Source organism: Amycolatopsis sp. NPDC003676, assembly GCF_053587275.1.
In genome coordinates this window covers 64,349-88,105 of the sequence record NZ_JBSFNS010000031.1, presented here as the reverse complement: position 1 = coordinate 88,105, position 23,757 = coordinate 64,349, and the positions used below count along the sequence as shown (strand labels likewise).

General features: G+C 69.3%; 22 protein-coding genes. 9 read left to right on the top strand and 13 right to left on the bottom strand.

Features of this window, described 5'->3' with window-relative positions; all coding sequences use genetic code 11:
- Window positions 1-227: 227 nt before the first annotated feature.
- Together ACWDNU_RS20300 and ACWDNU_RS20295 are read right to left on the bottom strand one after the other, a co-directional pair.
- Window positions 228-1,430 carry an FAD-dependent oxidoreductase gene (locus ACWDNU_RS20300; RefSeq protein ID WP_449670024.1) on the bottom strand — a complete coding sequence of 401 codons (1,203 nt, stop codon included), beginning with the start codon at window positions 1,428-1,430 and terminating at the stop codon, window positions 228-230.
- Window positions 1,431-1,525: 95 nt separating this feature from the next.
- Window positions 1,526-2,131, bottom strand: a complete 606-nt coding sequence (locus tag ACWDNU_RS20295; protein ID WP_449670023.1) for a TetR family transcriptional regulator — start codon at window positions 2,129-2,131, stop codon at window positions 1,526-1,528.
- 59 nt (window positions 2,132-2,190) lie between these two features.
- On the opposite strand from ACWDNU_RS20295, the gene ACWDNU_RS20290 reads away from it, so the two are divergent.
- Complete coding sequence (locus ACWDNU_RS20290) at window positions 2,191-3,600, top strand: FAD-dependent monooxygenase (protein ID WP_449670022.1); 1,410 nt, start codon at window positions 2,191-2,193, stop codon at window positions 3,598-3,600.
- Here the strand turns inward: ACWDNU_RS20290 and ACWDNU_RS20285 are convergent.
- The 3 genes from ACWDNU_RS20285 to ACWDNU_RS20275 are packed head-to-tail and all read right to left on the bottom strand — an operon-like array spanning window position 3,597 to window position 7,561.
- Window positions 3,597-5,690, bottom strand: a complete 2,094-nt coding sequence (locus ACWDNU_RS20285; RefSeq protein ID WP_449670021.1) for an iron ABC transporter permease — start codon at window positions 5,688-5,690, stop codon at window positions 3,597-3,599. The genes ACWDNU_RS20290 and ACWDNU_RS20285 overlap by 4 nt on opposite strands.
- Before the next feature lie 4 nt (window positions 5,691-5,694).
- Window positions 5,695-6,702, bottom strand: coding sequence for an ABC transporter substrate-binding protein (locus ACWDNU_RS20280; RefSeq protein WP_449670020.1), 1,008 nt, complete (start codon window positions 6,700-6,702; stop codon window positions 5,695-5,697).
- 28 nt (window positions 6,703-6,730) lie between these two features.
- On the bottom strand, window positions 6,731-7,561 hold the full coding sequence (locus ACWDNU_RS20275; RefSeq protein WP_449670019.1) for an ABC transporter ATP-binding protein: 831 nt from the start codon (window positions 7,559-7,561) through the stop codon (window positions 6,731-6,733).
- Between the two features lie 188 nt (window positions 7,562-7,749).
- Here ACWDNU_RS20275 and ACWDNU_RS20270 point away from each other — a divergent pair, with 188 nt between their 5' ends.
- Together ACWDNU_RS20270 and ACWDNU_RS20265 are read left to right on the top strand one after the other, a co-directional pair.
- The gene (locus ACWDNU_RS20270) at window positions 7,750-9,099 is read left to right on the top strand and encodes an aminotransferase class I/II-fold pyridoxal phosphate-dependent enzyme (protein ID WP_449670018.1); all 1,350 of its coding nucleotides are present in this window, start codon (window positions 7,750-7,752) and stop codon (window positions 9,097-9,099) included.
- Window positions 9,096-9,791: a GNAT family N-acetyltransferase gene (locus ACWDNU_RS20265; protein WP_449670017.1), complete on the top strand. Its 696-nt coding sequence runs from the start codon at window positions 9,096-9,098 to the stop codon at window positions 9,789-9,791. Before ACWDNU_RS20270 ends, ACWDNU_RS20265 begins: the two co-directional genes overlap by 4 nt.
- A gap of 1 nt (window position 9,792) precedes the next feature.
- On the opposite strand, the gene ACWDNU_RS20260 is transcribed toward ACWDNU_RS20265, so the two are convergent.
- From ACWDNU_RS20260 to ACWDNU_RS20240, 5 genes are all read right to left on the bottom strand, one after another.
- Complete coding sequence (locus tag ACWDNU_RS20260) at window positions 9,793-10,185, bottom strand: VOC family protein (protein WP_449670016.1); 393 nt, start codon at window positions 10,183-10,185, stop codon at window positions 9,793-9,795.
- A 47-nt stretch (window positions 10,186-10,232) separates the two neighbouring features.
- Window positions 10,233-11,222, bottom strand: a complete 990-nt coding sequence (locus tag ACWDNU_RS20255) for a transporter substrate-binding domain-containing protein (RefSeq protein WP_449670015.1) — start codon at window positions 11,220-11,222, stop codon at window positions 10,233-10,235.
- Window positions 11,219-12,004: an amino acid ABC transporter ATP-binding protein gene (locus tag ACWDNU_RS20250; protein ID WP_449670014.1), complete on the bottom strand. Its 786-nt coding sequence runs from the start codon at window positions 12,002-12,004 to the stop codon at window positions 11,219-11,221. The genes ACWDNU_RS20255 and ACWDNU_RS20250 overlap by 4 nt, the downstream gene beginning before the upstream one ends.
- Window positions 12,001-12,975, bottom strand: coding sequence for an amino acid ABC transporter permease (locus ACWDNU_RS20245; protein ID WP_370938333.1), 975 nt, complete (start codon window positions 12,973-12,975; stop codon window positions 12,001-12,003). Before ACWDNU_RS20245 ends, ACWDNU_RS20250 begins: the two co-directional genes overlap by 4 nt.
- Before the next feature lie 151 nt (window positions 12,976-13,126).
- On the bottom strand, window positions 13,127-14,362 hold the full coding sequence (locus ACWDNU_RS20240; RefSeq protein WP_449670013.1) for an FAD-binding protein: 1,236 nt from the start codon (window positions 14,360-14,362) through the stop codon (window positions 13,127-13,129).
- A 65-nt stretch (window positions 14,363-14,427) separates the two neighbouring features.
- Here ACWDNU_RS20240 and ACWDNU_RS20235 point away from each other — a divergent pair, with 65 nt between their 5' ends.
- From ACWDNU_RS20235 to ACWDNU_RS20210, 6 genes are all read left to right on the top strand, one after another.
- Entirely contained in the window at window positions 14,428-15,285 is an 858-nt protein-coding gene (locus tag ACWDNU_RS20235; protein ID WP_354749573.1) for an NAD(+)/NADH kinase, read from the top strand.
- Between the two features lie 150 nt (window positions 15,286-15,435).
- The gene (locus tag ACWDNU_RS20230) at window positions 15,436-16,089 is read left to right on the top strand and encodes a hypothetical protein (protein WP_449670012.1); all 654 of its coding nucleotides are present in this window, start codon (window positions 15,436-15,438) and stop codon (window positions 16,087-16,089) included.
- Window positions 16,090-16,199: 110 nt separating this feature from the next.
- Window positions 16,200-17,513 (top strand): M14 family zinc carboxypeptidase, encoded by a 1,314-nt coding sequence (locus ACWDNU_RS20225; RefSeq protein ID WP_449670011.1) that lies wholly within the window; start codon window positions 16,200-16,202, stop codon window positions 17,511-17,513.
- Between the two features lie 62 nt (window positions 17,514-17,575).
- A complete protein-coding gene (locus ACWDNU_RS20220; RefSeq protein ID WP_449670010.1) occupies window positions 17,576-18,139 on the top strand; it encodes a hypothetical protein in 564 nt (187 codons plus the stop codon).
- 141 nt (window positions 18,140-18,280) lie between these two features.
- Window positions 18,281-19,639: an MFS transporter gene (locus tag ACWDNU_RS20215; RefSeq protein WP_449670009.1), complete on the top strand. Its 1,359-nt coding sequence runs from the start codon at window positions 18,281-18,283 to the stop codon at window positions 19,637-19,639.
- A complete protein-coding gene (locus tag ACWDNU_RS20210) occupies window positions 19,636-20,097 on the top strand; it encodes a MarR family winged helix-turn-helix transcriptional regulator (protein ID WP_370938327.1) in 462 nt (153 codons plus the stop codon). The genes ACWDNU_RS20215 and ACWDNU_RS20210 overlap by 4 nt, the downstream gene beginning before the upstream one ends.
- A 102-nt stretch (window positions 20,098-20,199) precedes the next feature.
- Here the strand turns inward: ACWDNU_RS20210 and ACWDNU_RS20205 are convergent, their stop codons facing one another.
- Genes ACWDNU_RS20205 through ACWDNU_RS20195 form a run of 3 tightly spaced genes read right to left on the bottom strand, consistent with a single transcriptional unit; the run spans window position 20,200 to window position 23,743 of the window.
- Window positions 20,200-21,057, bottom strand: a complete 858-nt coding sequence (locus tag ACWDNU_RS20205) for an LLM class flavin-dependent oxidoreductase (protein WP_449670008.1) — start codon at window positions 21,055-21,057, stop codon at window positions 20,200-20,202.
- A gap of 32 nt (window positions 21,058-21,089) precedes the next feature.
- Window positions 21,090-22,682, bottom strand: a complete 1,593-nt coding sequence (locus ACWDNU_RS20200; RefSeq protein ID WP_449670007.1) for an amidohydrolase — start codon at window positions 22,680-22,682, stop codon at window positions 21,090-21,092.
- Complete coding sequence (locus ACWDNU_RS20195) at window positions 22,679-23,743, bottom strand: C45 family autoproteolytic acyltransferase/hydolase (RefSeq protein WP_449670006.1); 1,065 nt, start codon at window positions 23,741-23,743, stop codon at window positions 22,679-22,681. Before ACWDNU_RS20195 ends, ACWDNU_RS20200 begins: the two co-directional genes overlap by 4 nt.
- Between the last annotated feature and the right edge of the window lie 14 nt (window positions 23,744-23,757).

The following is a 23,757-nucleotide window of genomic DNA, read 5'->3' as shown; positions in this document are numbered from 1 at the left end:
GGGTGCTTGTCAAGGCGGGAAAGATGCCTTGACAAGCACCCCCAGACCGCAGGGACGCTTTATATCGGGGTGCGGGGGAGGGGCTGGGTGCCTCGATAGCGGGTGCACCGGTGCGGAGTGGTTGGGGGCGGGGCTGGGTGCCTCGGACGTTGGGTGCGTCGGTGCGGTTTTAGGGACGTGAGGGGAACCCTGAGGGAATCTGATTCCCTCAGGGTTCCCCTCATGGGCTAGCGGGCGGCGGGCGTGCGGGAGACGCGGTATTCGGCTGCTCGGGCCTCGTAGGCGCGGAGTTCTTCCTCCCGGTCCGGCACGTCGTGCTGGGTGCCTGCCGGTTGGTCGGCGAAGAAGCCCCGCAGCGCTGCGTTCGCGTCGGTGGCGAGTGGGCCGGTGCGGGCGAACATCGCTGTTTCGTATCGGGTCAGCGCGGCTTCGACGCTCGGCTCCTCGTGCAGCGCGTGCGCCAGTTCGGCACCGTCGAGCAGTGCCAGGTTCGCGCCGTGTCCGCCGAACGGGGCCATTGCGTGTGCGGCGTCGCCGAGCACCGTGATGCCCGGGACACGTTCCCAGGTCAGGGGAGCGGGCAGTGCGGTGAATGCGCGCGCTACGTAGTCACCGTCATTGTCAGTCAGCAGGGGGCGCACTGTCGAGCTCCAGCCGTGGAACTCGCGCAGCAGGAACTCTCGCACTGAGACGCGGTCAGCAAGGTCGACGCCTTCCCGTGCGGCCCAGTCCTCTTCGGCGCGGAAGGCCACGTAACCGCGGATCACGCCGTTGCTGTTGCGTTGCACGATCACTGCCCGGCCTGCGCCGTCGGTGGTGAAGAGCTGGCCGTTGCCGACCAAGGCGGCGATATCGGGGTGCCGGGTTTCGACGTCGTCGAACCGGACGTCCAGAAAGGACACTCCTAAGTACTCCGGCATCGCGCCGGTGAGGCGTCGGCGCACTTTTGACCAGGTGCCGTCCGCGCCGATTACGACGTCGGCGTCCACTGTGGATCCGTTGGCGAAAACCAAGCGGTGGACGCTGTTTTCGGTTGTCAGAGCGGTGAGTTTGTGTCCCCAGTGGACGGTTCCGGGTGCGAGCTGGTCGTACAGCATGGCGCGCAGCTGGCCGCGGTCGATTTCCGGGGCGGCGGTGTCGTCGTCGGCGGGAATGAACTCCTTCAGCAGGGTGCCGTGGTGGTCGCGTCTGGTCATGGCTTGGCCTTCGACGCGGGCCAGTGCGTGGAAGGCGGGCAGCAGCCCGGCGTCTTCCAAGGCGATCTGCCCGCTGTCGGCGTGCAGATCGAGCGTGCCGCCGGGATCTCGCGAATCCACGGCGGTGTCGGCGTCGTAGACGGTGGCGGCGATGCCGTGCCGGTGCAGGACATGGGCGGCGAGCAGTCCGCCCGGGCCGCCGCCGACGATCGCGATGCGCGGTGTCTCTTTCATGGTCTTCCCCTCTCGTGCCGGTGTGGTCTGACACGAGCATAAGTGGAACCATATAAAAAGTGCAACCGTACAACTTAGTGAGTCATTGCACTTTGCTAAGGCAGCTTCGCCGCCAGTCCGGCGAGCACGATGCCGAGGGCGTAGCCGAAGCTGTCCTCGACGGTGCTTCCGGCCGCCTGGCGTTCCCGCATTCCCTGCGCCATCAGCGGAAACGGGATGCTCTCGATGGTCGCGTCCAGGTCCTCCGGCCAGGTCTGGTCTTCGACGGCGCGGCCGAGGATGAAGTGCACGTACACCCCGGCGCACCGGGTCGCGTCGGCGAGCGGGAACCCGGCGCGGTGCAGCACGCCCACCGCGAGTTCGGCGAATTCGCCCAGTGAGCGGGCGGTCCGGAGGTCAGCGCCGAGCGCGATGCGAGCGCCGTCGCGGTGGTCGAGGAGTGCGGCGTGCAGGGCGGTTCCTGCTTGTTCCAACCAGGACGGCCACGGGGTGTCCAGTGGCGGGAGGTCGTCCAGGACTGGGGCGACGAGAGCGTCGGCGAGGTGGTCGAGCAGGGCTCGCTTGCTGCTGAAATGCCAGTACAGCGCGGGTGCCTTGACGCCGAGTTCGGCGGCTAGGCGGCGCACGGTCAGCTTGTCGAGGCCGTCGGCGTCGACGAGAGCGAGTGCGGTCCGGACCGCGGCGGGGATCTCGATCGGCAAGGCGGTTGCCTCCTTAACTAGTTCAGGGCAGTCTAGTCCTTAACAAGTTAAGGAGAGTCATGGACGCAGATGTGGTGATCGTCGGGGCCGGACCGGTCGGGTTGTTCCTCGCCGCTGAACTCCGGCTCGGCGGCATCCGGCCGCTGGTCGTGGAGCGGCTCGCGCAGCCCTCGACGGAACGGAAGGCGCGCGGCATCGGCGTGCTCGCGACGGAGGCGCTGACCCGGCGCGGTCTCGGCCCGCAGCTGGCCGCGGCGCACGAGGAGGGGATGCGCGATTTCGCCCGCGACCACGGCAGCTCGCTCGGCCATTTCGCGAACATCCACAAACTCCTCCCGGACGAGGACCGTCCGCGCACGCACATCTGGCAGCCGGAGCTGGAACGCCTGCTAGCCGAACACGCGGTCGGCGTCCCCGTGCGGAGGGCGCATCGGGTGACCGCGATCGAGTCTGATGTGGACGGTGTGACGGCGATTGTCGAGACACCGCAAGGAGAAAAGCGGATCACCGCGTCGTACCTGGTGGGTTGTGACGGTGGTCGTGGGAAGGTCCGGAGTCTCGCCGGGTTCGGGTTTCCGGGTACGCCGCCGTTGTTGCGGACGCTCGCGGGCCAGGTCCGGTTCGAGGGGCCGGTGCCGCCCGCTGGACGCTACTCCGACGGGACCTTCCTGCACGGCGGGAGCATGGCTGGCGTCACCGAATTCGCCCGCGACGGCGAGCCCGACGGTCCGGTCACTCCGGCGGAGTTGGCGGCGGCGATCCGGCGGGTGACCGGCGAGGACGTCACCGTGACGGAGGTGCGCGATTCCCGCCGATTCGCCGACCAAGCCCGTCAGGCCGACGACTACCGGCGCGGCCGGGTCCTGCTCGCGGGCGATGCCGCGCACGTCCACTCGCCGAGCGGCGGGCAAGGGCTCAATCTCGGCCTGCTGGACGCGGCGAACCTCGGCTGGAAGCTGGCGGCCGTCGTGCGCGGCGAAGTGCCGGATACGTTGCTGGACAGCTACTTCCGCGAACGCGGTCCGGTCGCCGCGGCGGTGCTGCGCAATACACGGGCACAGTCGGCGTTGCTCGCGCCGGGACCGCATGTCGACGCGTTACGGGAGATCGTCGCGGAGCTGATGGATCTTCCACAGGCGAATCGGTACTTCTCGGAACTGCTTTCCGGCGTGACGGAGCGGTACGAATTCCCTTACCTCGCCGAGGAACCTGTCGGGCTGCACAGTCCGGAAAGGTCCCTTGTGGACGATGACGGCCGAGTCACGCGGCTGTCGGATCACACTCGCACGGGACGGGGTGTGCTGGTGCTCGATCCGGAAAGCCGCGATCTTGCCGCGCTGGCAACGAAGCGGGTCGAGGTGGTGCCGGTGACGAACACCGAGTCCTTCCTGCTGCGTCCGGACGGGGTCATCGCCTGGGCTGGGGGAGAAGCCGAATTGAAGGTCGCGCTGGACGCCTGGTTCGGCTAGGCGGTCGCGCGGCTCCGCCACAGCAGCCAGCCGAAGTACGGTGCGCCGATCAGTGCGGTCACCAGGCCTGCCGCGATCTGGGTCGGTGCGAGGACCGTGCGTCCCAACGTGTCGGCGACGCACACCAGCACCGCTCCCAGCGCGGCGGCCACCGGCAGCGATCGCGCGTGCTTGGAACCCACCAGCGCCCGCGCGGCGTGCGGAGCGACGAGTCCGACGAAACCCAGCGCGCCGACCGCACACGCGGCAGCGGCGGTCAGCACCGCGGCGAGCGCGGCGAAGGCGAGGCGGGACCGGTCCAGCGGGACGCCGAGCACGCGCGGCACGTCCTCGTCGAGCGAGACCAGGTCGAGCGTCCGAGCGCTGGACAGGGCGATCGGCAGCGCGATGACCAGGCATAACAGCACCGGGAGGACCTGGCTGAACTCCCGGCCGTAGGTCGACCCGGCGAGCCAGGTGAGTGCGAGATGCGCGTTCCACGGGGAGGTCAGCACTACGACGAGCGTCGTGATCGCCTGTGCGCCCGCGCTGACGCCGATGCCGACCAGCACGAGCCGGTCCGACGACAGTCCCCGGCCGGTCGAGCCGCGCCCGGTGGCGAGCCAATGCACGAGGGCGAACGTCGCGAAGGCGGCGACGGTCGCCGCACCCATCATCGGCCAGACTCCGATGCCGGGCACCAAAAGCACGACGCTGATCGCGCCGACGCTCGCGCCAGGCGTCACGCCGAGCAGGCTCGGTTCGGCCAGCGGGTTGCGGCAGATCGCCTGTACCAGCGATCCCGCGACGGCCAGCGCCGCCCCGCCGAGCAGTGCGGCGAGCATTCGCGGCCAGCGCAGATCGAGCGCGAACGACACCTCGGTGCCGGACACTCCGCGCAGCCAGTTCAGGACGTCGCCGAGCAGCACGATCCGGTCGCCCAGCAGGAGCGCGGCGATCACCGCGCCGACCAGCGCAATCCCCAGCACGACGCCGGTCCCGGCCACCCAACGGCGCGACCGGACGGTGCCGTGCGTTCCGCGTGCGGACGGTGTTCCGGAGGGTTGCCGCCGCGCCAACCAGACCAGGACGGTGGCACCGGCGAGGGTCGTCACGACGCCGGTCGGGACTGAAACCGCTTTGTCCGCCGGAACGATGGCGCGCAGCAGGACGTCGGCGGCCACGACGACCAGCGCCCCGGTCAGCCCGGCGAGCGGCAGCAACAGCGGATGTTTGCCGAGTCCGGGCACCCGGTTGGCGAGTAGTCGCGCGATCACCGGCGCGCACAGGCCGACGAAACCGATCGGTCCGGCGACGGTCACCGCGACCGCCGAAAGCAGCACCGCCACGACGACAGCAAAAGTGCGGGTACGGCGGACGTCGATGCCCAGCACGCGCGCGTGGTCGTCGCCGAGACTGAGGACGTCGAGCCGGTGCGCGAGCAGGAGCGTGGCGACGATGCCGATCGCGATCACTGGCGTGGCAAGGGAAACCTGTCGCAGTCCGGATTGGACAGTCGTGCCGCTGCCCCAGCCGTACAGGCCCGCGGTGCGTTCCTGGAACAACATCAGCAGCACCGACGTGAGCGCGGTCAGGGCCAGCGCGATCGCGGACCCGGCGAGCACCAGCCGGGCCGCTCCGCCGCTGCTGCTGCGAGCGACGAGCAACACCAGCCCAGCCGCCGCGAGGCCGCCGATGAAGGCGACGATTCCGTTGACGTAGAAGGGAAGCGAGATCCCGAACGCCGCGACACCGACCACCGAGACGTACGCACCGGCGTTGACCGCGAGCGTGTCCGGCGAGGTGAGCGGGTTCCGTGCCACCGATTGCAGCACGCAGCCCGCGAACCCCAGCGCCAGCCCCACGAGCAGCGCCGCGGCCAGCCGGGGGAGCCGGCTGGCCACGAGCACTGCCACCGCCTGGCTGCGCGCGTCGTCGTCCGTGCCGGGGAAAACGGCGCGCAGGAGTTCGCCGAGCCCGACGTGCGAAGTGCCTTGCAGCAGGTGCACGGCGGACAGGACGAGCAGCGCGACAATTCCGCTGAGGAAGACGACGGACGCCGTAAGCCGCGAGACGCGCGGCCGGGCGGGTGCGGGGGCTGGTGCGATCATCGGATCAGCGCGTCAGAGCGCCGGTGAGCGCGTCCACGTAGGCGATCGCGGACTTCGGACCGCCGAACATCCAGATGCCGTCCGGAATCCGGTGCAGCTTCCCGGCCTTGACGAACGGCAGCTGCTTCCACACGGCGTTGCCCGCGAGCTCCTGGGTGAAGACGTCGGATTCGGCGGCGTTGGCGGCGTAGACGAAGGACGTGGCCGGATCGGTGATCTTGGTCAGGCCCTCGACGTCGGTGGGGGCGAGGCCGTAGACCTTGTCGCCCTCGCCGGTCCACTGGTTCGCGACGCCGAGCTGGTCGGCGATGCTGCCGAGGAACGAGCCCTTCGTGTACATCCGGACGGTGACCGTGCCGGAGGTCGAGTAGCCGTCGGTCATGACGAACTTGGCCCCGGTTTTGCCCGCGTCGGCGAGCTTCTTCTTGCCCCCGGCGACCTTGGCGTCGAATTCGGCGAGCAGCTTGCGGCCCTGCTCCTGCGTTCCGGTCGCCTCGGACAGCGTGGTGACGGTCTTGCGCAGGTAGCCGATCGGGTCGGCCGAATCCGATCCGCGCAGCGTGAGCACCTTGGTCTGCTTCGAGAGCTGTGCGATCACGTTTTCCGGCAGGTCCGTGGTGGTGACCACGAGATCCGGGTGCAGCGCGGCGACCGCGTCGAGGCTCGGCTCGCCGCGGGTGCCGACGTCCGGAGTGGACTCGGCGAGCGGCATCGACTTGTCGTAAGTGTTGTAGCCCTTGACGTCCGCCGCGCCGACCGGCTTCACGCCCAGCGCCAGCAGGTTCTCGGTGAGGCCCCATTCCAGCGACACGATCTTCGCGGCCGGTGCGGGCAGATCGACCTTGCCGCGCTCGTCGGTCAGGTGGACCGGGCCGGACGGCTTCGCGGCGGCGGCCTGGCTCTGCTCCGCGGGCGCTTCGGTCGTGCCGCACGCGGCGAGCGCGAACGTGGCGAGCAGCGCCGCGGCGGTCTTCAGGAATGGCCTGCGGGCAGATTTGGGCACACTGGACACGGGGTTTTCCTTTGTACTAGGGGATGGGTCAGGCTGAGCGGACCGGCCGCGGCCGGGAGGTGTGCCGTCCGACCGGGCGCGTGCGGACATGCCCCTCGTCGTCGACGTGGACGTCGATGCGCAGGCCGTAGACGTCGCTGAGCAGATCGGCGGTCAGCACTTCGGCCGGGCGGCCGGTCGCGCGGACGGAGCCGCGGCACAGCAGCACCACCTCGTCGGCGACGGCGGCGGCCTGGTCGAGGTCGTGCAGGACGACGCCGACCGCGACGCCGTGCTCGTCGGCGAGGTCGCGGACGAGGTCCAGCGTTTCGATCTGGTAGCGCAGGTCGAGGAAGGTGGTCGGCTCGTCGAGCAGGACGACGCCGGTGTCCTGGGCGAAGCAGGTGGCCAGCCAGACGCGCTGGAGTTCGCCGCCGGACAGTTCGTCCACCGGGCGTTCGGCCATTCCGTCGACTCCGGTGTGCCGCATGGCCCGCTCGACCAGCTCCGGGCCCTCGGGGTCGCCGGAGCCGAAGCGGCCGCGGTACGGGTGGCGGCCGTAGGACACGACGTCGCGCACACGCACGCCGCCGGGCGTGGGGCGCGACTGGGTCAGCAGCGTGACGTGGCGGGCGAATTCCTTGGGGGACAAGGCGAGCGCGTCCTGCCCGGCCAAGGTGACGTCGCCCGCGGTCAGCGGGTGCAGCCGGGCGAGCGAGCGAAGCAGCGTCGACTTGCCCGAGCCGTTGGGCCCGACCAGGACGGTGACCGCGCCCGCGCGCAGGACGATCTCGGCGTCCTGGACCACCGGTTTCGCGCCGTAGCCGAGAGCGAGTCCGGTGCCGGCGAGCGCCGGTGCTTCCGGCCAGGGTTGACTCATGAAGGTTAGCCTAACCTGATCGAGTGAAATTCCGAAACCGGACACCGCGGCGGTGTCGGACGTCACGGGCGTTTTGTACCGGGCGGGCCCGCCAGGATGTGAAACGCCTTTGCCGCGTGCCGTTGCCGCTCTAGCTTCTGATCGGGTCAGAGGTTTTCGGATTTCCGGGTGACGAGGGGAGCCGGTGCGTGGCCACGGGCGAACTCGCGACGACGACGCTGCCGGTCGGGGCAGGCTGGCTCGGGTCCCGCATCGGCGAGCGCACGGCGCGGGGCGTGGCCGGGACGGTGTCCGGCCTGATCCGCGACGGGGAGGTGCCGCCGGGGACGCGGCTGCCCACCGTGCGGGCGCTGGCGGCGGAGCTTTCGGTCAGTCCCACGACGATCGCCGAGGCGTGGTCGCAGCTGCGGGCGGCCGGGTTGATCGGCACTGGCCGGCGACGGGGCACGATAGTGCTGGAACCGCCGTCGAGCCCGCCGCCGGAGCGCGCGTTTTCCGGCTGGCAGACGGTCGATCTGGAACACGGGTTGCCGGATCCGGGGCTGCTGCCGCCGCTGGAGGACGCCGTCGCGGCGGGTGTCCACACGGAACGGTTCGGCGGTCCGGTCAAGAACTCGATCACGCCGCAATTGCGGGCCGCGGTGAAGCCGACGTGGCCGTTCGCCGCCGAATCGTGGACGGTCGCGGCCGGCGGGCAGGACGGGATGTTGCTGGCCTGCCAGGCGGTCGCGCGGCCGGGCGACGTGATCGCCCTCGAAGCGCCGACTACGCCGTGGCTGCGCGAACTGCTGCGCCGGTCGCGGATCCATGTGGTGCCGGTGCGCTGTGACGAGAACGGGCCGCTGCCGTCCTCGCTGGCGGCGGCGCTGGAACACCGGCCGGTCGCGTTCGTCTACCAGCCGCGCGCGCAGTCGCCGCTCGGGCATTCGGTTCCGGCGGACCGGCTCGCGGAACTCGCCGCCGTACTGTCCGAAGAGGACCTCACGGTTATTGAGGACGACGATTTCGGTCCGTTGGCTTCGGCTCCGTCATTGAGTCTCGGCACGCGCTTGCCCGGCCGGGTGTTGCTGGTGCGGTCGTATTGCACGGCGTTCGGGCTTGAATTGCGCAGTTGCGTGATCGGCGGGTCGGCGGTGCTGGTGGAGCGGGTGCGGCAGCAACGTGGTCCAGGATCAGTGTGGTCGAGCCGGATTCTTCAGGACGCGCAGGCGTTTCTGCTGACCGATCCCGGCAGTGCGGAATTGCTGAACCGGGCGCGCCATCGGTACGCGCAGCGGCGGTCGGCGTTGACGGAAGCGTTGCGGGAGAACGGGATTTCGGTGCGGGCCCGGGACGGGTTGACGTTGTGGGTGCCGGTTCCGGAGGAGTCTCGGACGTTGATGACCTTGGCGGCTAACGGGGTTTCCGCCGGGTCGGGTACTCGCGCGGGCAATCCGGGGACGCCGCATATCCGGATAGCGACGGGGCAGTTGCCCGATGATCCGGCTCTGGTGGCGGATCTGGCCCGGATGATCGCCCGGGCCGCGCGGCGGTCTTGATGTCTGTTTTGGACAATGCCGCGTGGGCGTCGCTGACTGGTCCGCACGCTGGGTTCGCGGAGCGGGTCGGGCAAGCCGTGCGTTATCCGGTCGACGTTTCGGTGTTTCTGGCAGTGCCGGACGAGCCGTCCGACGGGGTGTGGGACGACGTCGCCGCGCTCGCCGGGCCAGGTGCCGTGGTGCCGGTTCTCCCGCAGGCGGGGCCGCCTCCGCCGGACTGGGAGCTGCTGGAGAAGATGGCCGGGGTCCAGTTGGTGGACGCCGGGGTCGATGCCGCGCCTGATCCGGAGGCTGTTCGGCTGACGGTGGCTGACGTGCCGGAGATGCTCGATCTGGTCGCCCGCACGAAGCCTGGTCCGTTCTTGCCGCGCACGGTTCTGCTGGGGACGTATCTCGGGATTCGGCACCGCGGCGCGCTCGTCGCGATGGCGGGGGAGCGGTTGCATCCGCCGGGGTGGACGGAGATCAGCGCGGTGTGCACGGATCCGGCGTATCGCGACCGTGGTCTGGCCGGGCGGTTGGTGCGCGCGGTGGCCGCGGGGATCCGGGATCGGGGCGAGACGCCGTTCATGCACGCGGCGGCGGCGAATGTGAACGCGATCCGGCGGTACGAGGGGATGGGGTTTCGGTTGCGCCGCACCAATGCGTTCGGCCGGGTGCGCATTCCGGACGACTGGCGGGCGGCGGCTTGAATCAGCTCCCGATCCCGGTTCGGTAGTGCTCTCCTTGCTGAGGCAGGGCAAGACAGAACGGGTGTCCGGCGGGGTCGGCGTAGACGCGGAACAAGGGCGCGCTGTCGACTAGCCGCGCTCCCAGCGCCAGGACCCGGCGTTCGGCCTCGTCGAGGTCGGTCACCTCGACGTCGAGGTGCATCTGCTGCGGATCGCGCGGGTTCGGCCAGTCCGGCGGGCGATAGCCGGCGACCCGCTGGAAACCGATGCGCGGTTCGCGGCCGGACGCCTCGGCGATCGACACCCAGCCGTCCTCGTCTTCGACCCGCTGCATGCCCAGCAAGGCCTCGTAGAACGCAGCCAGTTTCCGCGGTTCCGGGCAATCGACGACCAGGGCGAGCCAGTGTCCGATCATCGGCCCAGTCTGGCAGGTCCCCGGTGGGCCGGAGACCTGCCAGGCGGTCAGGAATCGCTCAACGGCAGGCCCGGCGGATTGATGTCCGCCTTCTTCACCGCTTCGTTCTCCAACCCGTACGCGGCAAGCCATTTCGCGTACTGGCCGTGCTGAATCAGGTAATCGATCGCCGCCGCCACCGGCTTCACCAGGCCGTTGTCCTTTTTGGTCGTCGCGGCGATCAGCCCCTGCAGCGTGGCCCCGGCACCGGAGTACTTGCCCGCGCTGCGGGTCGGGTTCGGCGTCTTCGCGGTTTGGGTCGCGTGGTAGGCGATGCCCGGGTTCGGCGCGAAGTACGCGTCGATCCGGCCGGACGCCAGTGCCAAGTATGTGCTGTTCTTGTCCGCGAAATTGCGCACGTCGAGCTTCTTGCCCTCAGCGGTCAGCTTGCGTTGCCATTCCTTGAGGATTTTCTCCTGGTTGGTCCCGCTGTCGACGGCGACCGTCTTCCCGGCCAGCACTTCGTAATTGCCGTCGAAGTTCCACGTGTTCGCGCGGTTCGTCTCGAAGCCGAGGTTGTCCTCGCGGTAGGCGGCGAAGTCGAAGCCCTGCTGTTTGCGCTGTTCGGTCACCGTGATGTTCGAGAACCCGGCGTCGAACTGGCCGCTTTGCAGGCGTACGAACAGGTTCTGCCACGACGCGTTCTGAACGTCCGGCTCCAGCCCGAGCACCGCGGCGACGAGTCGGCCGAGGTCGGGTTCGGCTCCGGTGAGGGTGCGCTGGTCGGTGCCGACGTAGGCCAGCGGCGGGAAGCCCGACGGCAGTGCGCCGACGCCGATCGTCAGCTTGCCCTTGTCGAGGAACTTCTTCGGCAGTTGCGCGCGGATCTCCGCGACGACGGGCACGGTCAGCGAAACCGGGTGCGCGTCCGCGGTGTTCGCGGCGACGGAAACGGTCTGCGAACCGTTCGCGCCGGTCGACGCCTGGGTGCTGCCGCCGCACGCGCCGGCGAGCAGTGCGACCGCGGCGAGGACGGGCAGGATCGTGCGGGTTTTCATGCGTTCTCCGGGATTTCGAGACGGGCGACCTTCCCGAGGAAGGCTCGGGTCCGGTCGTGGCGGGGACGGTCGAGGACGGCTGATGGCGGTCCTTCTTCGATGACACGGCCTTCGTCGAGGAACACGACGTGGTCGGCGATCTCGCGGGCGAAACCGATCTCGTGCGTCACCACGATCATCGTCGTGCCGGACCGCGCCAGTTCCCGGATCACGGCCAGCACCTCGCCGACGAGTTCCGGGTCGAGCGCGGACGTCGGTTCGTCGAGCAGGATCAGCCGCGGTTCGAGCGCGAGCGCCCTCGCGATGGCGACCCGTTGCTGCTGCCCGCCGGACAGTTGCCGTGGATACGCCCCGGCCTTGTCCTCGAGGCCCACGCGGGCAAGCAATTCCCTCGCCCGCGTTTCCGCCTCGGCGCGGGCCAGTCGTTGCGTGACGAGAGGCGCTTCCACGATGTTGTCGAGGATGGTGAGATGTGGGAAGAGGTTGAAATTCTGGAACACAAAACCGATCCGCGACCGTTGCTTCAGAATCGCGCGCTCGCTCAGCTCCTTGAACCGGTCTCCGTGCACGCGCACGCCGACGAGTTCGTCATCGATGCTGACGTAGCCGCTGTCAAGGCGTTCCAGATGGTTGATCGTCCGTAACAAAGTCGATTTCCCGGAACCGGACGGTCCGAGCACCACGGTCACTTGCCCGCCAGGAGCGGTGATGTCGATTCCGTCGAGCACCCGGATCCCGTCGTACATTTTGACCGCGCTGCGAACGCGGACTTCGGCGCTCATCGGGCCACCCCCAGCGAACGCAACCGGGCGCGGAACCGCTGGAACGGCGTCGGCGGAACGGTGCGCAATGCGCCACGGGAAAAGAAGCGCTCGACGTAATACTGGATCACTGACAGGACGCTGGTGAGAATGATGTACCAGACCGTGCCGACGAGCAGCAGCGGAATGATCTGCCCGCTGTTGGTGCTGGCCTGGGTTTCGACCACGCCGAACAGTTCCAGCAGCGACGTGATGTAGACGACGGAAGTGCCTTTGAGCAGGCCGATCAGCTGGTTCGCGTAGGCGGGCACGATCGCGCGGGTGGCCTGCGGCAGGATGATTCGCCGGTATTGCCGGGATCGCGGAAGCCCCAGCGCGGCCGCCGCTTCGAGCTGTCCTTGATCCACGGAAAGCACGCCGGCGCGCACGATTTCCGCGGCGTAGGCGGCTTCGTTCAAACTCAAGCCGAGCACCGCGACGACGAAGAAACTCAACACGTCGGTGGCGCTGAAGCTGAAAAACGACGGCCCGAACGGGATGCCGAGGCTGAGCGTGCTGTACAGCGCGGTCACGTTGGCGAGGAACAGCAGCAGCACGATCAGCGGAATCGAGCGGAAGATCCACACGTACGCCCACGAAACCGCTTGGAGCAGCGGGTTTTTCGACAGCCGCAGCAATGCGAGCACGATCCCGCCGACGAGCCCGAACACCGCGGCGAGGCCGGTCAATTCGAGGGTGAGCACCAGCCCGTCGAGGATTACCGGACGGAAGAACCAATAGCCGAAGACGTCCCACTGGAACACCGGATTGGTGATCAGCGCGTGCGCCAATTGGGCTAGCAACACGAGCACGACCGCGGCAGCGACCCAGCGCCCGGGACGGCGCAACGGGGCGACTTTCTTCGCGGCAAGCTCGCGCAACCGAGCTTCACCGGGCGGTTCGGGACCTGCGGACGGCACCGGCACGGCGCGCAGCGTCGGAGGAGAACTCACAGTGGCTCCTGGGGATCGCGGAGAGGGCGATCGCCACTGTGACCCGCGGGGTTCCCGGCTGTCGAGTGTCCTCTTGGGACTCCCACATGGTGAGCGCGGTGGTACGGAAGAAGGTTTTGTACCGGCTTTGTTACTGACTGTCTACTGTGGACTAACGGAGCAGGTGCCGGTCCAGGAACGGGTTCCGGAACTTCCCGGCCGGGTCCAGCTCCGCCGCCAGCTGCCGGAACTGCCGCACCCCGTCGTGGTCCAGATCCAACGCCGCGCCGTGGAACAGCTTCCCCCAATGGGCGCGAACGCCGAACGGAGCGAGCTTCTCCTCGAGCACCGGCAGCACCGCTTCGACCTCCGGCTGGCGCTGCTGCCAGGTGAAATGCACCGCCACCCGGTCGCCGCCGTACGCCGGGCTCAGCCAGAGTTCGTCACCGGCGACAGTCCGGATCTCCGACACCACCAGCAGCGGTGCGATGAGGTCGCCGAGGCTGCGCAACGCCTCGAACGCGGCGGCCGCATGCGCGCGAGGCACGAAGTACTCGCTCTGCAATTCCGCCCCGACGCTCGGCGCGAATTCCAGGCGGAAATGTGGCAACCGGTCGTACCACGGTCCGGGAACTCCGCCTTGCACTGTGGTGTTTTCCGCCGAAATGCCCGCTGCGTGGGCGGGGTGGCGCGGGCCGTCGGCGGGAAGCGCGCCGAACAAGGAATCGGGAATCTCAGCCGGGACGCGGTTCTTCAGCAGGACTTGGTCGACAACGTCCCGCGCCCAGTTCGTGAACAGGCTGACGCTGTAGCCCGTCGCCTGGATCTCGTCGAAGTGCTCCAGCGCGGCGGACCACGGGAGAGCGTCGAAAACGTCTTGGCGCACCGAGAAAGTCGGCTCCAGGTCGAGGGCGAGCCGGGTGAGGACGCCGAGCGCGCCGACGTTCACCACGACGCCGGGGAACTCGACATCGGCGCGGGAGAAGGTTCGCAGGGAGCCGTCGGCGGTGAGGAGTTCGACGGCGGACACCGCTGAGGCCAGGCCGGGCAGTCGCTGCCCGGAGCCGTGGGTGCCGGTCGCGACGCTGCCCGCGACGGTGAGGTGGGGGAGTGACGCCAGGTTGGCCAGGGCGTACCCGGCCTCGTGCACCTGCGCGACGACGTCGCCGTAGCGGGTCGCGCCGCCGATGGTGAGCGTTTCGGCGGTGATTTCCGGGGCGATGTCAAGCGCGGAGAGATCGAGTTGGACGCCGTCCGGGCTGTCGGCGACCGTGTTGAAGCTGTGCCGGCTGCCGAGCGCCTTGACTCGGGTTGCGCTCGCGACGAGTTCTTGCGCCTCGGAAAGGGTGCGCGGGGCGAGGATCTCGCGGGCGCGGTAGGTGAGATTGCCAGCCCAGTTTTCGATCACGAACGCCGAGCCTAACCGGCCCCGGCGCGGCAGACTGGGGACAGGCCGAGGCGAGGAGAACCGACATGCATTCCGCTGGACTCGTGCTGCACCCGCGCCGCGACTCGAAAGCCGCGGTCGACGCGGTGCTGGGCTGGGCCGCCGTCCGCGGGATCGAGATCCTCGGCATCGTGGACGAGATCGCGCGGGTCGACTGTTCCGCGACCGGGGTCCAGCCCGCTGAACTGGGCAAACGGTCGGATCTGGTGGTCAGTCTCGGCGGCGACGGCACCATGCTGCGCGCGATGCGGCTCGCCGACGGGCAGCACGCGCCGGTGCTCGGCGTCAACCTCGGGAAGCTCGGGTTTCTCGCCGAGGTCGACGTGCCGGACCTGCCGCTCGCGCTGTCCGCGATCGACCGGGAGGAGTTCACCGTCGAGCCCCGGATAGCGGTTGACGCGCGGTTCGGCGGCCGGATCGAGACCGCGTTCAACGACGTCGCGGTGGTGCGCGTGCCTGGCGACGGGAGCGCAGTGGTCGCGGTGCTGGTGAACGGCGAGCAGTTCGTGAGCTACGCGGCCGACGCGGTCGTGGTCGCGACGCCGACTGGATCCACCGCGTACAGCTTCTCCGCCGGCGGGCCGATCACGAGCCCGGCTGTCGAAGCGCTGCTGGTCACACCCGCCGCGCCGCATTCGGCGTACAGCCGCGGCGTGGTGTTGTCGGTGCACGACACCGTGACGCTGGAGGTGCTGCCGTCGAGCGGGCGGCTCGCGGTGGAGGTCGACGGCCAGGTCGCGGGCTATGTCGGGCCGGGCGAAACCATCGACCTGCACGCCCGGCCGAACGCGGCCCGCGTCGTCCGGCTCGGCATGACGACCTTCTACCAGCGCGCCCGGCGCAAGCTGCGGCTCTCTGATTCGGCGGAGATTCCGCTGTCCTGAGCAGGCCTTCCCAGCTCCTGGTAATTGCGCCCTGACCTGCAGTAATGCCGTGCTGAGTGTGCCAGGCGTCACTTGTCGGTGACATTGCCGTGTCCTATTCGTAATGTCGGGGCGGCTTTGCGGATCCGAACGAGGAGATGGTGGTGCGAGGTGTCCGGTAGACATCGGGACGGATCGAAGTCGTGGCGGCTGCCGGCCGCGGCGGGTGCGCTGGCCGTCGGCGCGCTGGCGGTGCCGGTGTGGCTGACCGCCGGCGCGGTCGAACCGCAGCAGTTCCCGGCCGCTGCCGCGGAAATGCACGCGTTCAGCGCGCCGCGGGCGTCGAGCACCGCTCCGTCCACCACTTCGACGCCGCCGACGACGTCTTCCAGTGCTGCCCCGACGACGTCTTCCTCGTCGCCGACTAGCAAAACGACCTCGCGCACTCCGGAAACCCCGGCGGCGAAAGCGTGTTCGTCCACTTTGGCCGGTGCGCAGCCCGCGGTGGCGCAGGTGGGCAACTACCTCAAAGAGAAGTTCTCGGTGGATACGGTCGGCGGCCGGGCCGGACGGTCCGGCGCGAGCGACCATCCGGCCGGTCTCGCGCTGGACTTCATGGTCGACACGAAAACCGGAAACGCTTTGGCTGCTTACGTTCTCGCGCATCAGAGCGAGTTCGGCGTGAAGTACGTGATCTGGCAGCAGCGCTACAACGACGGCGGCGGCTGGTCGGCGATGGAGGACCGCGGCGGCGAGACCGCGAACCATTTCGACCACGTCCACGTTTCGTTCGAGCGCGGCGCGAAGGTTTCGGTCACCTGCTGACACCCGACTTTCGGAGGTGGGCCGGAATCATCGCGGAGAGCACACTGTGCGCGGCCGATTGGTCACCGTCCGCACGGGGGTGACCGTCCTTCGCTGCGTGAGGAGCTCCGATGGCGGGCAAGTTCTCGATCCGGCTCACTCTCAGCGTCGTCGGAGTGCTGGTGGCACTCGGCGGCACCACGACCGCCGCGGCCGCTGCCGCGCCGGACGATCCGGTTTCGTGGCGCGTACCCGCTACCCCTGCGGAGGCGGCTGCTTTGGCGCACGCCGGGTTCGACGTCGCCGAGACCGGTCCGGGCGTGGCCTACGTAATCGGGAACCAAGCGGTCGCCGGGCAGTTGCGGGACCGCGGTTATGCGCCGGAATTCTTCGACACTGTCTACAAAGGAGTGACGACGCGCGCCGCGGGCGACACTTTCTACGGCGGCTACCGGACGGTCCCGGCGCAAGAAGCGCACCTGGCGAAAGTCGCGGCGGCGCACCCGGATCTGGCGACCGAGTACTCGCTCGGCCAGTCGTGGCGGAAGACGCAGGGCCTGGGCGGCCACGACATCAACGCGATCTGCCTGACCAAGAAGCAAGACGGCGACTGCACGCTGTCCACGAAATCGCCGAAGCCGAAATTCGTGGTGATGGCACAGATCCACGCACGGGAGATCTCCACGGGCGAACTCGCCTGGCGCTGGATCGACTACCTCGCCGACGGCTATGGCACCGACGCCACCGCGAAGTCCATTTTGGACACCACCGAGGTGTGGGTGGTGCCGATCTCCAACCCGGACGGCGTCGACATCGTCGCTTCCGGCGGCAACTCGCCGAAACTGCAGCGCAAGAACGCGGATACCAGCAACGGCAATTGCGGCGGCACGAACAACGGCATCGATCTGAACCGCAACTCGACCTTCCGCTGGGGTGCCGACTCGGACTCGCCGTGCGCCGAGACGTACCAAGGCCCGAGCGCCGGGTCGGAGCCGGAAGTGCAGGCGTTGGAACAGTTCTTCCGCGCGATCTATCCCGAGCAGCGGGGCAGCGGCGACAACGATCCCGCTCCCGACACCGCTCGCGGCACGATGATCACGTTGCACAGCTACGGAAACGACATCATCGTCCCGTGGGGTTTCACTTCCGATCCCGCGCCGAACGACGCCGCGTTGCGCAAGCTCGGCGCGAAGTTCAGCGATTCGAACGGGTATCTGGTGGGGACGAACACGGAAACCGTGGGCTACTCGACGAGCGGCACGACGGACGACTTCACGTACGGTGCGCTGGGGGTGGCCAGCTTCACGTTCGAGGTCGGCGGGCAGAGCGGCAGTTGCGGCGGGTTCTTGCCGCGGTATTCGTGCGTGGACAGTACCTTCTGGCCGAAGAACAAGGGTGCGCTGATCACGGCAGCACAGTCGGCGGCGGCTCCGTATCAGCAGTGAGGTGCGGTTGAGCGCGGCGCACTCAGGCAGGTGACGCCTGGGTGCGCCGTAGCGTGTGCGGAGTGGATTACCTCCCGTGGCGCGACGACATGCGCCAAGCGATCGACGGCTACATGCCCCGGATTCAGGCCGTCTTCGCCCGGTTCGGCCAGCTTGAGCCGGACACGGTGTCGGACGAGGTCGATTCCGTCGCGCTGACGAAAGCCGAGGAGGTCGATCCGCCGCTGCCGAGGGCGCTGCTTGAGCTGTACGCGTCCATCCGGGAGGCCAGCTTCGAACACCTCCACAACGCTTACTTCATTCACTCCCTCGACTTGGTGCTGGACGGTCTGCACCGTTCCGGCATTCCCGCCTGGGCGCCCGAAGTCACCGATGAGCGGCTCGCCGTCTTCGCCTCGGACGGCGGCGGGCGCATGTTCGCGGTCGGATACCGCACCGGAACCGTGTTCAGGCTGCCGGTGGGCGCCGTCGTGGAGAAGGTCTACGACGGCTCGATCGACTCCATCGGGCCGGGCGAGATCGCGAAGGACCTCCCTGAGTTCCTGGACCGGCTTCTGGGCATCGCGCAAGCCTTCGCTGATGAGCACGACGAGGACGACGAAGACGAGGAACGCGCCATCCTGTGAAGGGTCGTAACCATCAGTTAACTCGTCAGGCGACCTATCTCACCTCGCCGCTTAGGTAAACGTCACCATGCCGGGGCTGTCATATGTACGTACATCCCGTACAGTAGTTCTGTAGCAGAACTAATCGAGCGGGAGGCGGCAGTGACGATCGGCCTGGAGCGTGCTCGGCCGGCGGTCGTGCGGGATCATCCGAAGGCTGGCTGGTTCGCCGTCGGCGCGGTGTGTTTCGGGGCGTTCATGGGGCAGCTCGACGCCAGCATCGTCACGCTCACTTTCCCGGCGCTGCAGCACGAGTACGGGGCTCCGCTGGCCGCCGTCCAGTGGGTGTCGCTGGCGTATCTGCTCGCGCTCGTGGGATTGCTGGCCGCGGTCGGACGGGTGGCTGACGCGGTCGGGCGGAAGCTGACCTACGTGCAGGGGTTCGGCGTGTTCACCGTCGCGTCGATCGCGTGCGGGCTCGCGCCGACGCTCGGCTGGCTGGTCGCGTTCCGCGTGGTGCAGGCGATCGGCGCGGCGATGTTGCAGGCCAACAGCGTGGCGCTGGTGGTGCGGAGCGTCCGCGAGGACCGGGCGCGCGCCGCGCTCGGGGTGCAGGCGGCGGCGCAGGCGCTGGGGCTCGCGCTCGGGCCCGCGGTCGGCGGGTTGCTGGTCGACACGGTCGGCTGGCGGTGGGTCTTCCTGGTCAACGCGCCGGTCGGGCTGGCCGGGCTGATCGCCGGGCGCTACCTCCTGCCGCGCACTCGCGAGCGCACGCCGCTGGGCCGCTTCGACGGGGCGGGGGTCGGGCTGCTGGCGACCGCGTCGACGGCGTTGCTGCTGGTGATTTCCGGGGTGTCCGGGCTGGAGATGCCGGGGTGGCTGCTCGTCGCGCTGGTCGGAGCGGCCGTCCTCGCCGCGATCGGGTTCGTGCTGCGGGAAAACTCCGCGAGCAGCCCGATCTTGCAGCTGTCGGTGCTGCGGCCGCCGGTGGTCTCGCTGGGGCTGGCCGGGGCGCTGTGCGGATACCTCGTGTTGTTCGGGCCGCTGACGTTGCTGCCACAGGTGCTCGGCACGGCGGGCGGGACCGGGGCGGTGCTGACGTGTCTTCCCGCCGGGTTCGCGGTGGCGGCGGTGCTGGCCGACCGGGTGCTGCCGAAGCGGCTCGGTTCTCGCGGACGCACGGTGCTGGGCGCGCTCGTCGCGGCGGCGGGATGCGCGGCGCTGGGGCCGGCGTCCGCTCCTTGGGAGGTGGGCGTGTCGCTGGTGGCGGCCGGGCTCGGTCTGGGAGTGTTCATTCCAGCCAACAACTCGGCTGTCATGAGCGCGATCCCGGCGCGGATGTCGGCCACCGGAGGAGGACTGGTGAACATGGCGCGCGGACTGGGGACGGCGCTGGGCGTGGCGCTCGTGACACTGTGCCTGCACACCGGCGGGGAAACGGCCGCGCTGGCGGTGCTGGCCGGGGCCGGCGTCCTGGCCGCGGCGACCGGGCTCGCGGCACGCCCGGAGCGGGCCCGGTGACCGCGCCCGAACCCGCGCTCGCCGACGTCGTCGCCCGGCTCCGGCGGGCCATGCGGCGGGCCGCGCGCACCGCGGATCCGGACAACACGTTGTCGGTGGCGCAGCTGGAATTGTTGTCGTGCCTCTTCGAGAATCCCGGCGCGCGGCCGAGCCGGATCGCGCAGTTGCTGAAGCTCGCGCCGAACTCGGTGACGACGATGGTCACGGGGCTGCGCTCGCGGGACCTCGTTACGCGCACCAGCGGCGGTGACGACCGGCGGACGGTCGCGCTCGAACTCACCGACACCGGCCGCGCCGCGGTCGAGCGGTGGCAGGGGCACAACGCGGCGATCTTGGCCGCGGCGCTGGACGGGGTGCATCCGGCGTGGCGGCACCTGATCGCGGCGGCGGTGCCCGCGTTGAACGAGCTGGTGGGGGCGATCGACGCGTTGGCGGAGACTGGGCAGGCGCGCTCTTGAGGGCGGCCCTCACGGCTGGGAAGTCCGTGAGGGGAACCCTCATTGACTCTGATTCCCTCAGGGTTCCCTTCACGGACCTGAGACGGACGCCCGGCGTGGGGCCTAGAGCGCGGGCGGTCCAGCCTCGACCCGCCGCAGCACGTGCTCCAGTTTGTCCTCCTCCGCACTCCCGAACGGCAGACTTTCCTCCCACCACGTAACCCCAGCCTCGGCGAACGGTTCGACGACACTCCGCGCCTGAGCCGGATCGGTGGGGCTCGTTCCGCCGAACACGACGTCGAACGGTGCGTCAGTGTCCCGTTCGCTCCGGATGTAGGCGATCATGTCCCGCACCTCGGAGACGTCCGGCAAACCCTTGGCACCGGCGGACTCGAAGATCGGCACCACACCGTCCCACCGAGCAGCGCGGCGCATGGGCCGACGGTTGGGCCACCGGCCCGCCACCCAGACCGGCGGGCGAGGGCGTTGCACCGGCGGCGGGAGGAGCGTCACGTTGCGGGCAGTGAAGTGCTTGCCGGAGAACGTGACCGGTTCGCCGGTCCAGAACTGGGCGATCAGGTCGAGGCCCTCGTCCAGCTTCTCGGCGACCACTTTCGCGTCGGCGGATTCGCCGAAGTCGCCGAACTCCGCCTCCAGCGGCGCGCCCAGCCCGGCGCCGAACACGACCCGGCCGTCAGTCAGATTGTCCAAAGTGGACACCACGCGGGCGAGTTGCTGCGGGCGGCGGCGCGCGACCGGCGTGACCATGGGGCCGAGCCGGATGCGGCTGGTCGCCAGCGCGGCGGCGGTGAGCAGGATCCACGGATCGCCGAAGAGGCGGCCGGGACGTTTGTCCAGCACCACGTGGTCCCAGACGAACAGGCCGTCCCAGCCCGCCTCTTCCGCGGCCACTGCGACCTTGGCCACCGCGCGCGGGTCGGCGAAGTCGCCGAAGTTCGGGATGCAGACCGAGAAACGCATGCCGCCAACCCTGCCCGGCCCCGCTGAACGCGTCAAACGGATTTGCCTGCCACGTAAGTCTGCCGCACTTTGGCCCGCAGCAGAGCGTCCGGTGCTTCGGTGAACGGATCGACGTCCAGCACGACGAAATCCGCGGCCAGGCCCGCTGCGAGCTGGCCGGTCAGCCCGTCCCATCGGCACGCGTACGCGGCGTCGCGGGTGCCGTGGGCGAGGGCTTCGGCCAGGGGCAGGGCGTATTCCGGCAGGTTGGGTTCCAGATCCGGGTTCAGCGCGGACCGGCGGGTCGTCGCGACGTACATGTTCGGCAGCGGCGGATGCGGCGCGGTCGGGGCGTCGGAGCCGAACGCGAGGACGGCACCAGCCGCGGTCAGTTCCGGCCACGGGAAACTGCGCTGCACGCGGTCGTCGCCCAGTTTCGCGCGCCAGTTTTCCTGGATCGCCGGGTCGGCGTGCACCGGCTGCATCGACGCGACGGCGCCGAGTTCGGCCAGCCGCTTGACGTTTTCCGCAGTCACGGTCTCCAGGTGTTCGAGCCGATGCCGCCGGTCGCGCGGTCCGTTCACCTCGATCGCGTGCTCAAGCGCCGACAGCGCGATGTCCGACGCTTCGTCGCCGATCGCGTGCATCGCGACCTGCAGGCCCGCCGCGTCCGCCGCGGCGACGACCGGAGCCAGCGCTTCCGGCGGCCACAGCGGACCGGGGTGGCTGCCGTCGACGAACGGCTTTTTCATGGCCGCGGTGCAGGTGTCGATGACTCCGTCGATCATCAGCTTGATCCCGGCCACTCGCAGCCACGGCCCGGACAGCCGTGCGCTCAGTTCGGCCGCGCGCTCGACCTGGCGGAGATCGTCGCGGGTGTTGCCAGTGCGCTCGATCAGCCAGTGCCCGGCGACGCGCATTGGAAGCCGTCCGTCTTCGAGAGCTCGTTCCAGAGTGGCGAGATCGGCCTCGGTGAGCGCCATGTCGACAGCGGTTGTGACGCCGTCCGCGAGGTATTGCGCGAACGCAGCCGCCAGCGCACGGTCGCGGTCGGCGTCGCTGGTCTGGTCGTCGAGGAAGTGCCGCATCAGTTGCAGCGCAGCGGTTTCGTACAGCATGCCGTCCGGCTCGCCGGTCTCGTCGCGGCCGATGCGGCCGTCGAGCGGGTCGGGCGTGTCGCGGTCGATGCCCAGCTCGCGCAGGGCGGCGCTGTTGACCCACGCGGAGTGGACGTCGTTCGCGGCGAGATAAACCGGCCGGTCCGGGACCACCGCGTCGATCAGCTTCCGGTGCGGCGCTTGTCCGCCGAGCGCGTCGAAAAGCCAGCTGCGGCCCAGGATTCGCGGCGCCGTCGGATCGTCCGCCGCGGCGCGGGCGAGCCGGTGCTGGATGTCTTCAGGGGAAGTCGCGGAGAACAGATCGACTTGCTCGAGCGCTTCGCCCATCGACACCAGATGCGTGTGCGCGTCCACGAAACCGGGCAGCACGAAGGCTCCGTCCAGTTCGACCACGTGCGCCTCGATGCGGTCGGCCTCCGCGGTGCTGCCGACGTATTCGATGGTCTCGCCGCGCACGACCATGGATTCCGCCCATCCGGATACGCTCGCGGTGAAGATCCGGCCGCCGCGGTAGTGCACGGGGGTCATCGGGCCACCACCGTTTCCGCCGCCGCGAAGGTGCGCCAGCCGTTCAAGGTATTGGGACTGCCAGCATGCACCCGGATGGTCCGGGCCGCGGGTTCGAGCAGGACCGTGGCCAAGGTCGCCCATCGGTCGCCGAACGCGGCGTCCGGATCCGGGACGCAGCACAGCTTCGGCTCGCCGGGCCCGGAACGGAGGAAGGCGACGAGATCGACGGCGTGCGCGGGTGTCGGGTAGTCCTGCAGCCGGGTGGTCACCAGCGCGTGCCGCAGCTGGGAATCCGGTTCGAACAGTCCGTGTTTCTCGCGAGCAGCGGCGTCAGGGTCGAGAAAGTGGTTGGTGTGCACCAGAAAACCTGCTTCGGGGTCGAGAGTGGTCACTCCGGCCGGGCTCAGCTCGGCGCAGACTGCGGAGTCGGGATCAAGCAGTGTGAAGGCTCCGGAAGTGTGGATCGGGGCTGTTCGCAGCAGGTCGAGCGCTTCGGCGGTGCTGCCTGCCTCGCCGAGGACGGCCGCGGCCAGCACATGGACCGGGATACCGGCGGCGGAATCGTCTTGGTGGCCGAGAATGTTGAAGAAGAGGCCGAGACCGGCGCTGTTGACGCCGATCTTGCCGAGGATGCCGTGCTCGGTGATCCCGGCGAAGGCGTACCGCGTGCCGCGTACTTCCTGGGTGTGCCAGCAGCCCGACAGTTCGATGTGCCAGTCCCAGGTTTGGATGCCGAACGGAGAGCCGGAGCCGGGAACGCGCACGAGCGTTGAGCATTCCGGGCGAGTGCGGGGGTCGGCGGCGATGATTTCGGTGCGTCCGTTGAGCGCTGCCGCCTGCCACAGTTCGATCCCGGCACCTGCGGCGATGCCCGCGATTTCGTCGGCGTAGCGGCTCCGCCAAGCGTCGACGTTGTCCAGCAACCGGAGCGCGTCGGTCCGGATCTGCTGTTCGGGGATGCCGAGGGTGTCGAACCAGCGCAGATACAGCTCCAGTGTGTCCGCGAGGCCAGCGCGCAGCTGGGTGCCGCGGGAAACGCCGCGGGCGTGCGGATCGGGGTCGTTGACGAGCAGGTGCATTCTGTTCCTTGCGA

Excerpts from the sequence above, each read along its gene's own strand:
- ACWDNU_RS20300 (WP_449670024.1), bottom strand. The coding sequence starts at position 1,430 with ATGAAAGAGACACCGCGCATCGCGATCGTCGGCGGCGGCCCGGGCGGA.
- ACWDNU_RS20290 (WP_449670022.1), top strand. The coding sequence starts at position 2,191 with ATGGACGCAGATGTGGTGATCGTCGGGGCCGGACCGGTCGGGTTGTTC.
- ACWDNU_RS20285 (WP_449670021.1), bottom strand. The coding sequence starts at position 5,690 with ATGATCGCACCAGCCCCCGCACCCGCCCGGCCGCGCGTCTCGCGGCTT.
- ACWDNU_RS20275 (WP_449670019.1), bottom strand. The coding sequence starts at position 7,561 with ATGAGTCAACCCTGGCCGGAAGCACCGGCGCTCGCCGGCACCGGACTC.
- ACWDNU_RS20260 (WP_449670016.1), bottom strand. The coding sequence starts at position 10,185 with ATGATCGGACACTGGCTCGCCCTGGTCGTCGATTGCCCGGAACCGCGG.
- ACWDNU_RS20255 (WP_449670015.1), bottom strand. The coding sequence starts at position 11,222 with ATGAAAACCCGCACGATCCTGCCCGTCCTCGCCGCGGTCGCACTGCTC.
- ACWDNU_RS20250 (WP_449670014.1), bottom strand. The coding sequence starts at position 12,004 with ATGAGCGCCGAAGTCCGCGTTCGCAGCGCGGTCAAAATGTACGACGGG.
- ACWDNU_RS20235 (WP_354749573.1), top strand. The coding sequence starts at position 14,428 with ATGCATTCCGCTGGACTCGTGCTGCACCCGCGCCGCGACTCGAAAGCC.
- ACWDNU_RS20225 (WP_449670011.1), top strand. The coding sequence starts at position 16,200 with ATGGCGGGCAAGTTCTCGATCCGGCTCACTCTCAGCGTCGTCGGAGTG.
- ACWDNU_RS20205 (WP_449670008.1), bottom strand. The coding sequence starts at position 21,057 with ATGCGTTTCTCGGTCTGCATCCCGAACTTCGGCGACTTCGCCGACCCG.
- ACWDNU_RS20200 (WP_449670007.1), bottom strand. The coding sequence starts at position 22,682 with ATGACCCCCGTGCACTACCGCGGCGGCCGGATCTTCACCGCGAGCGTA.
- ACWDNU_RS20195 (WP_449670006.1), bottom strand. The coding sequence starts at position 23,743 with ATGCACCTGCTCGTCAACGACCCCGATCCGCACGCCCGCGGCGTTTCC.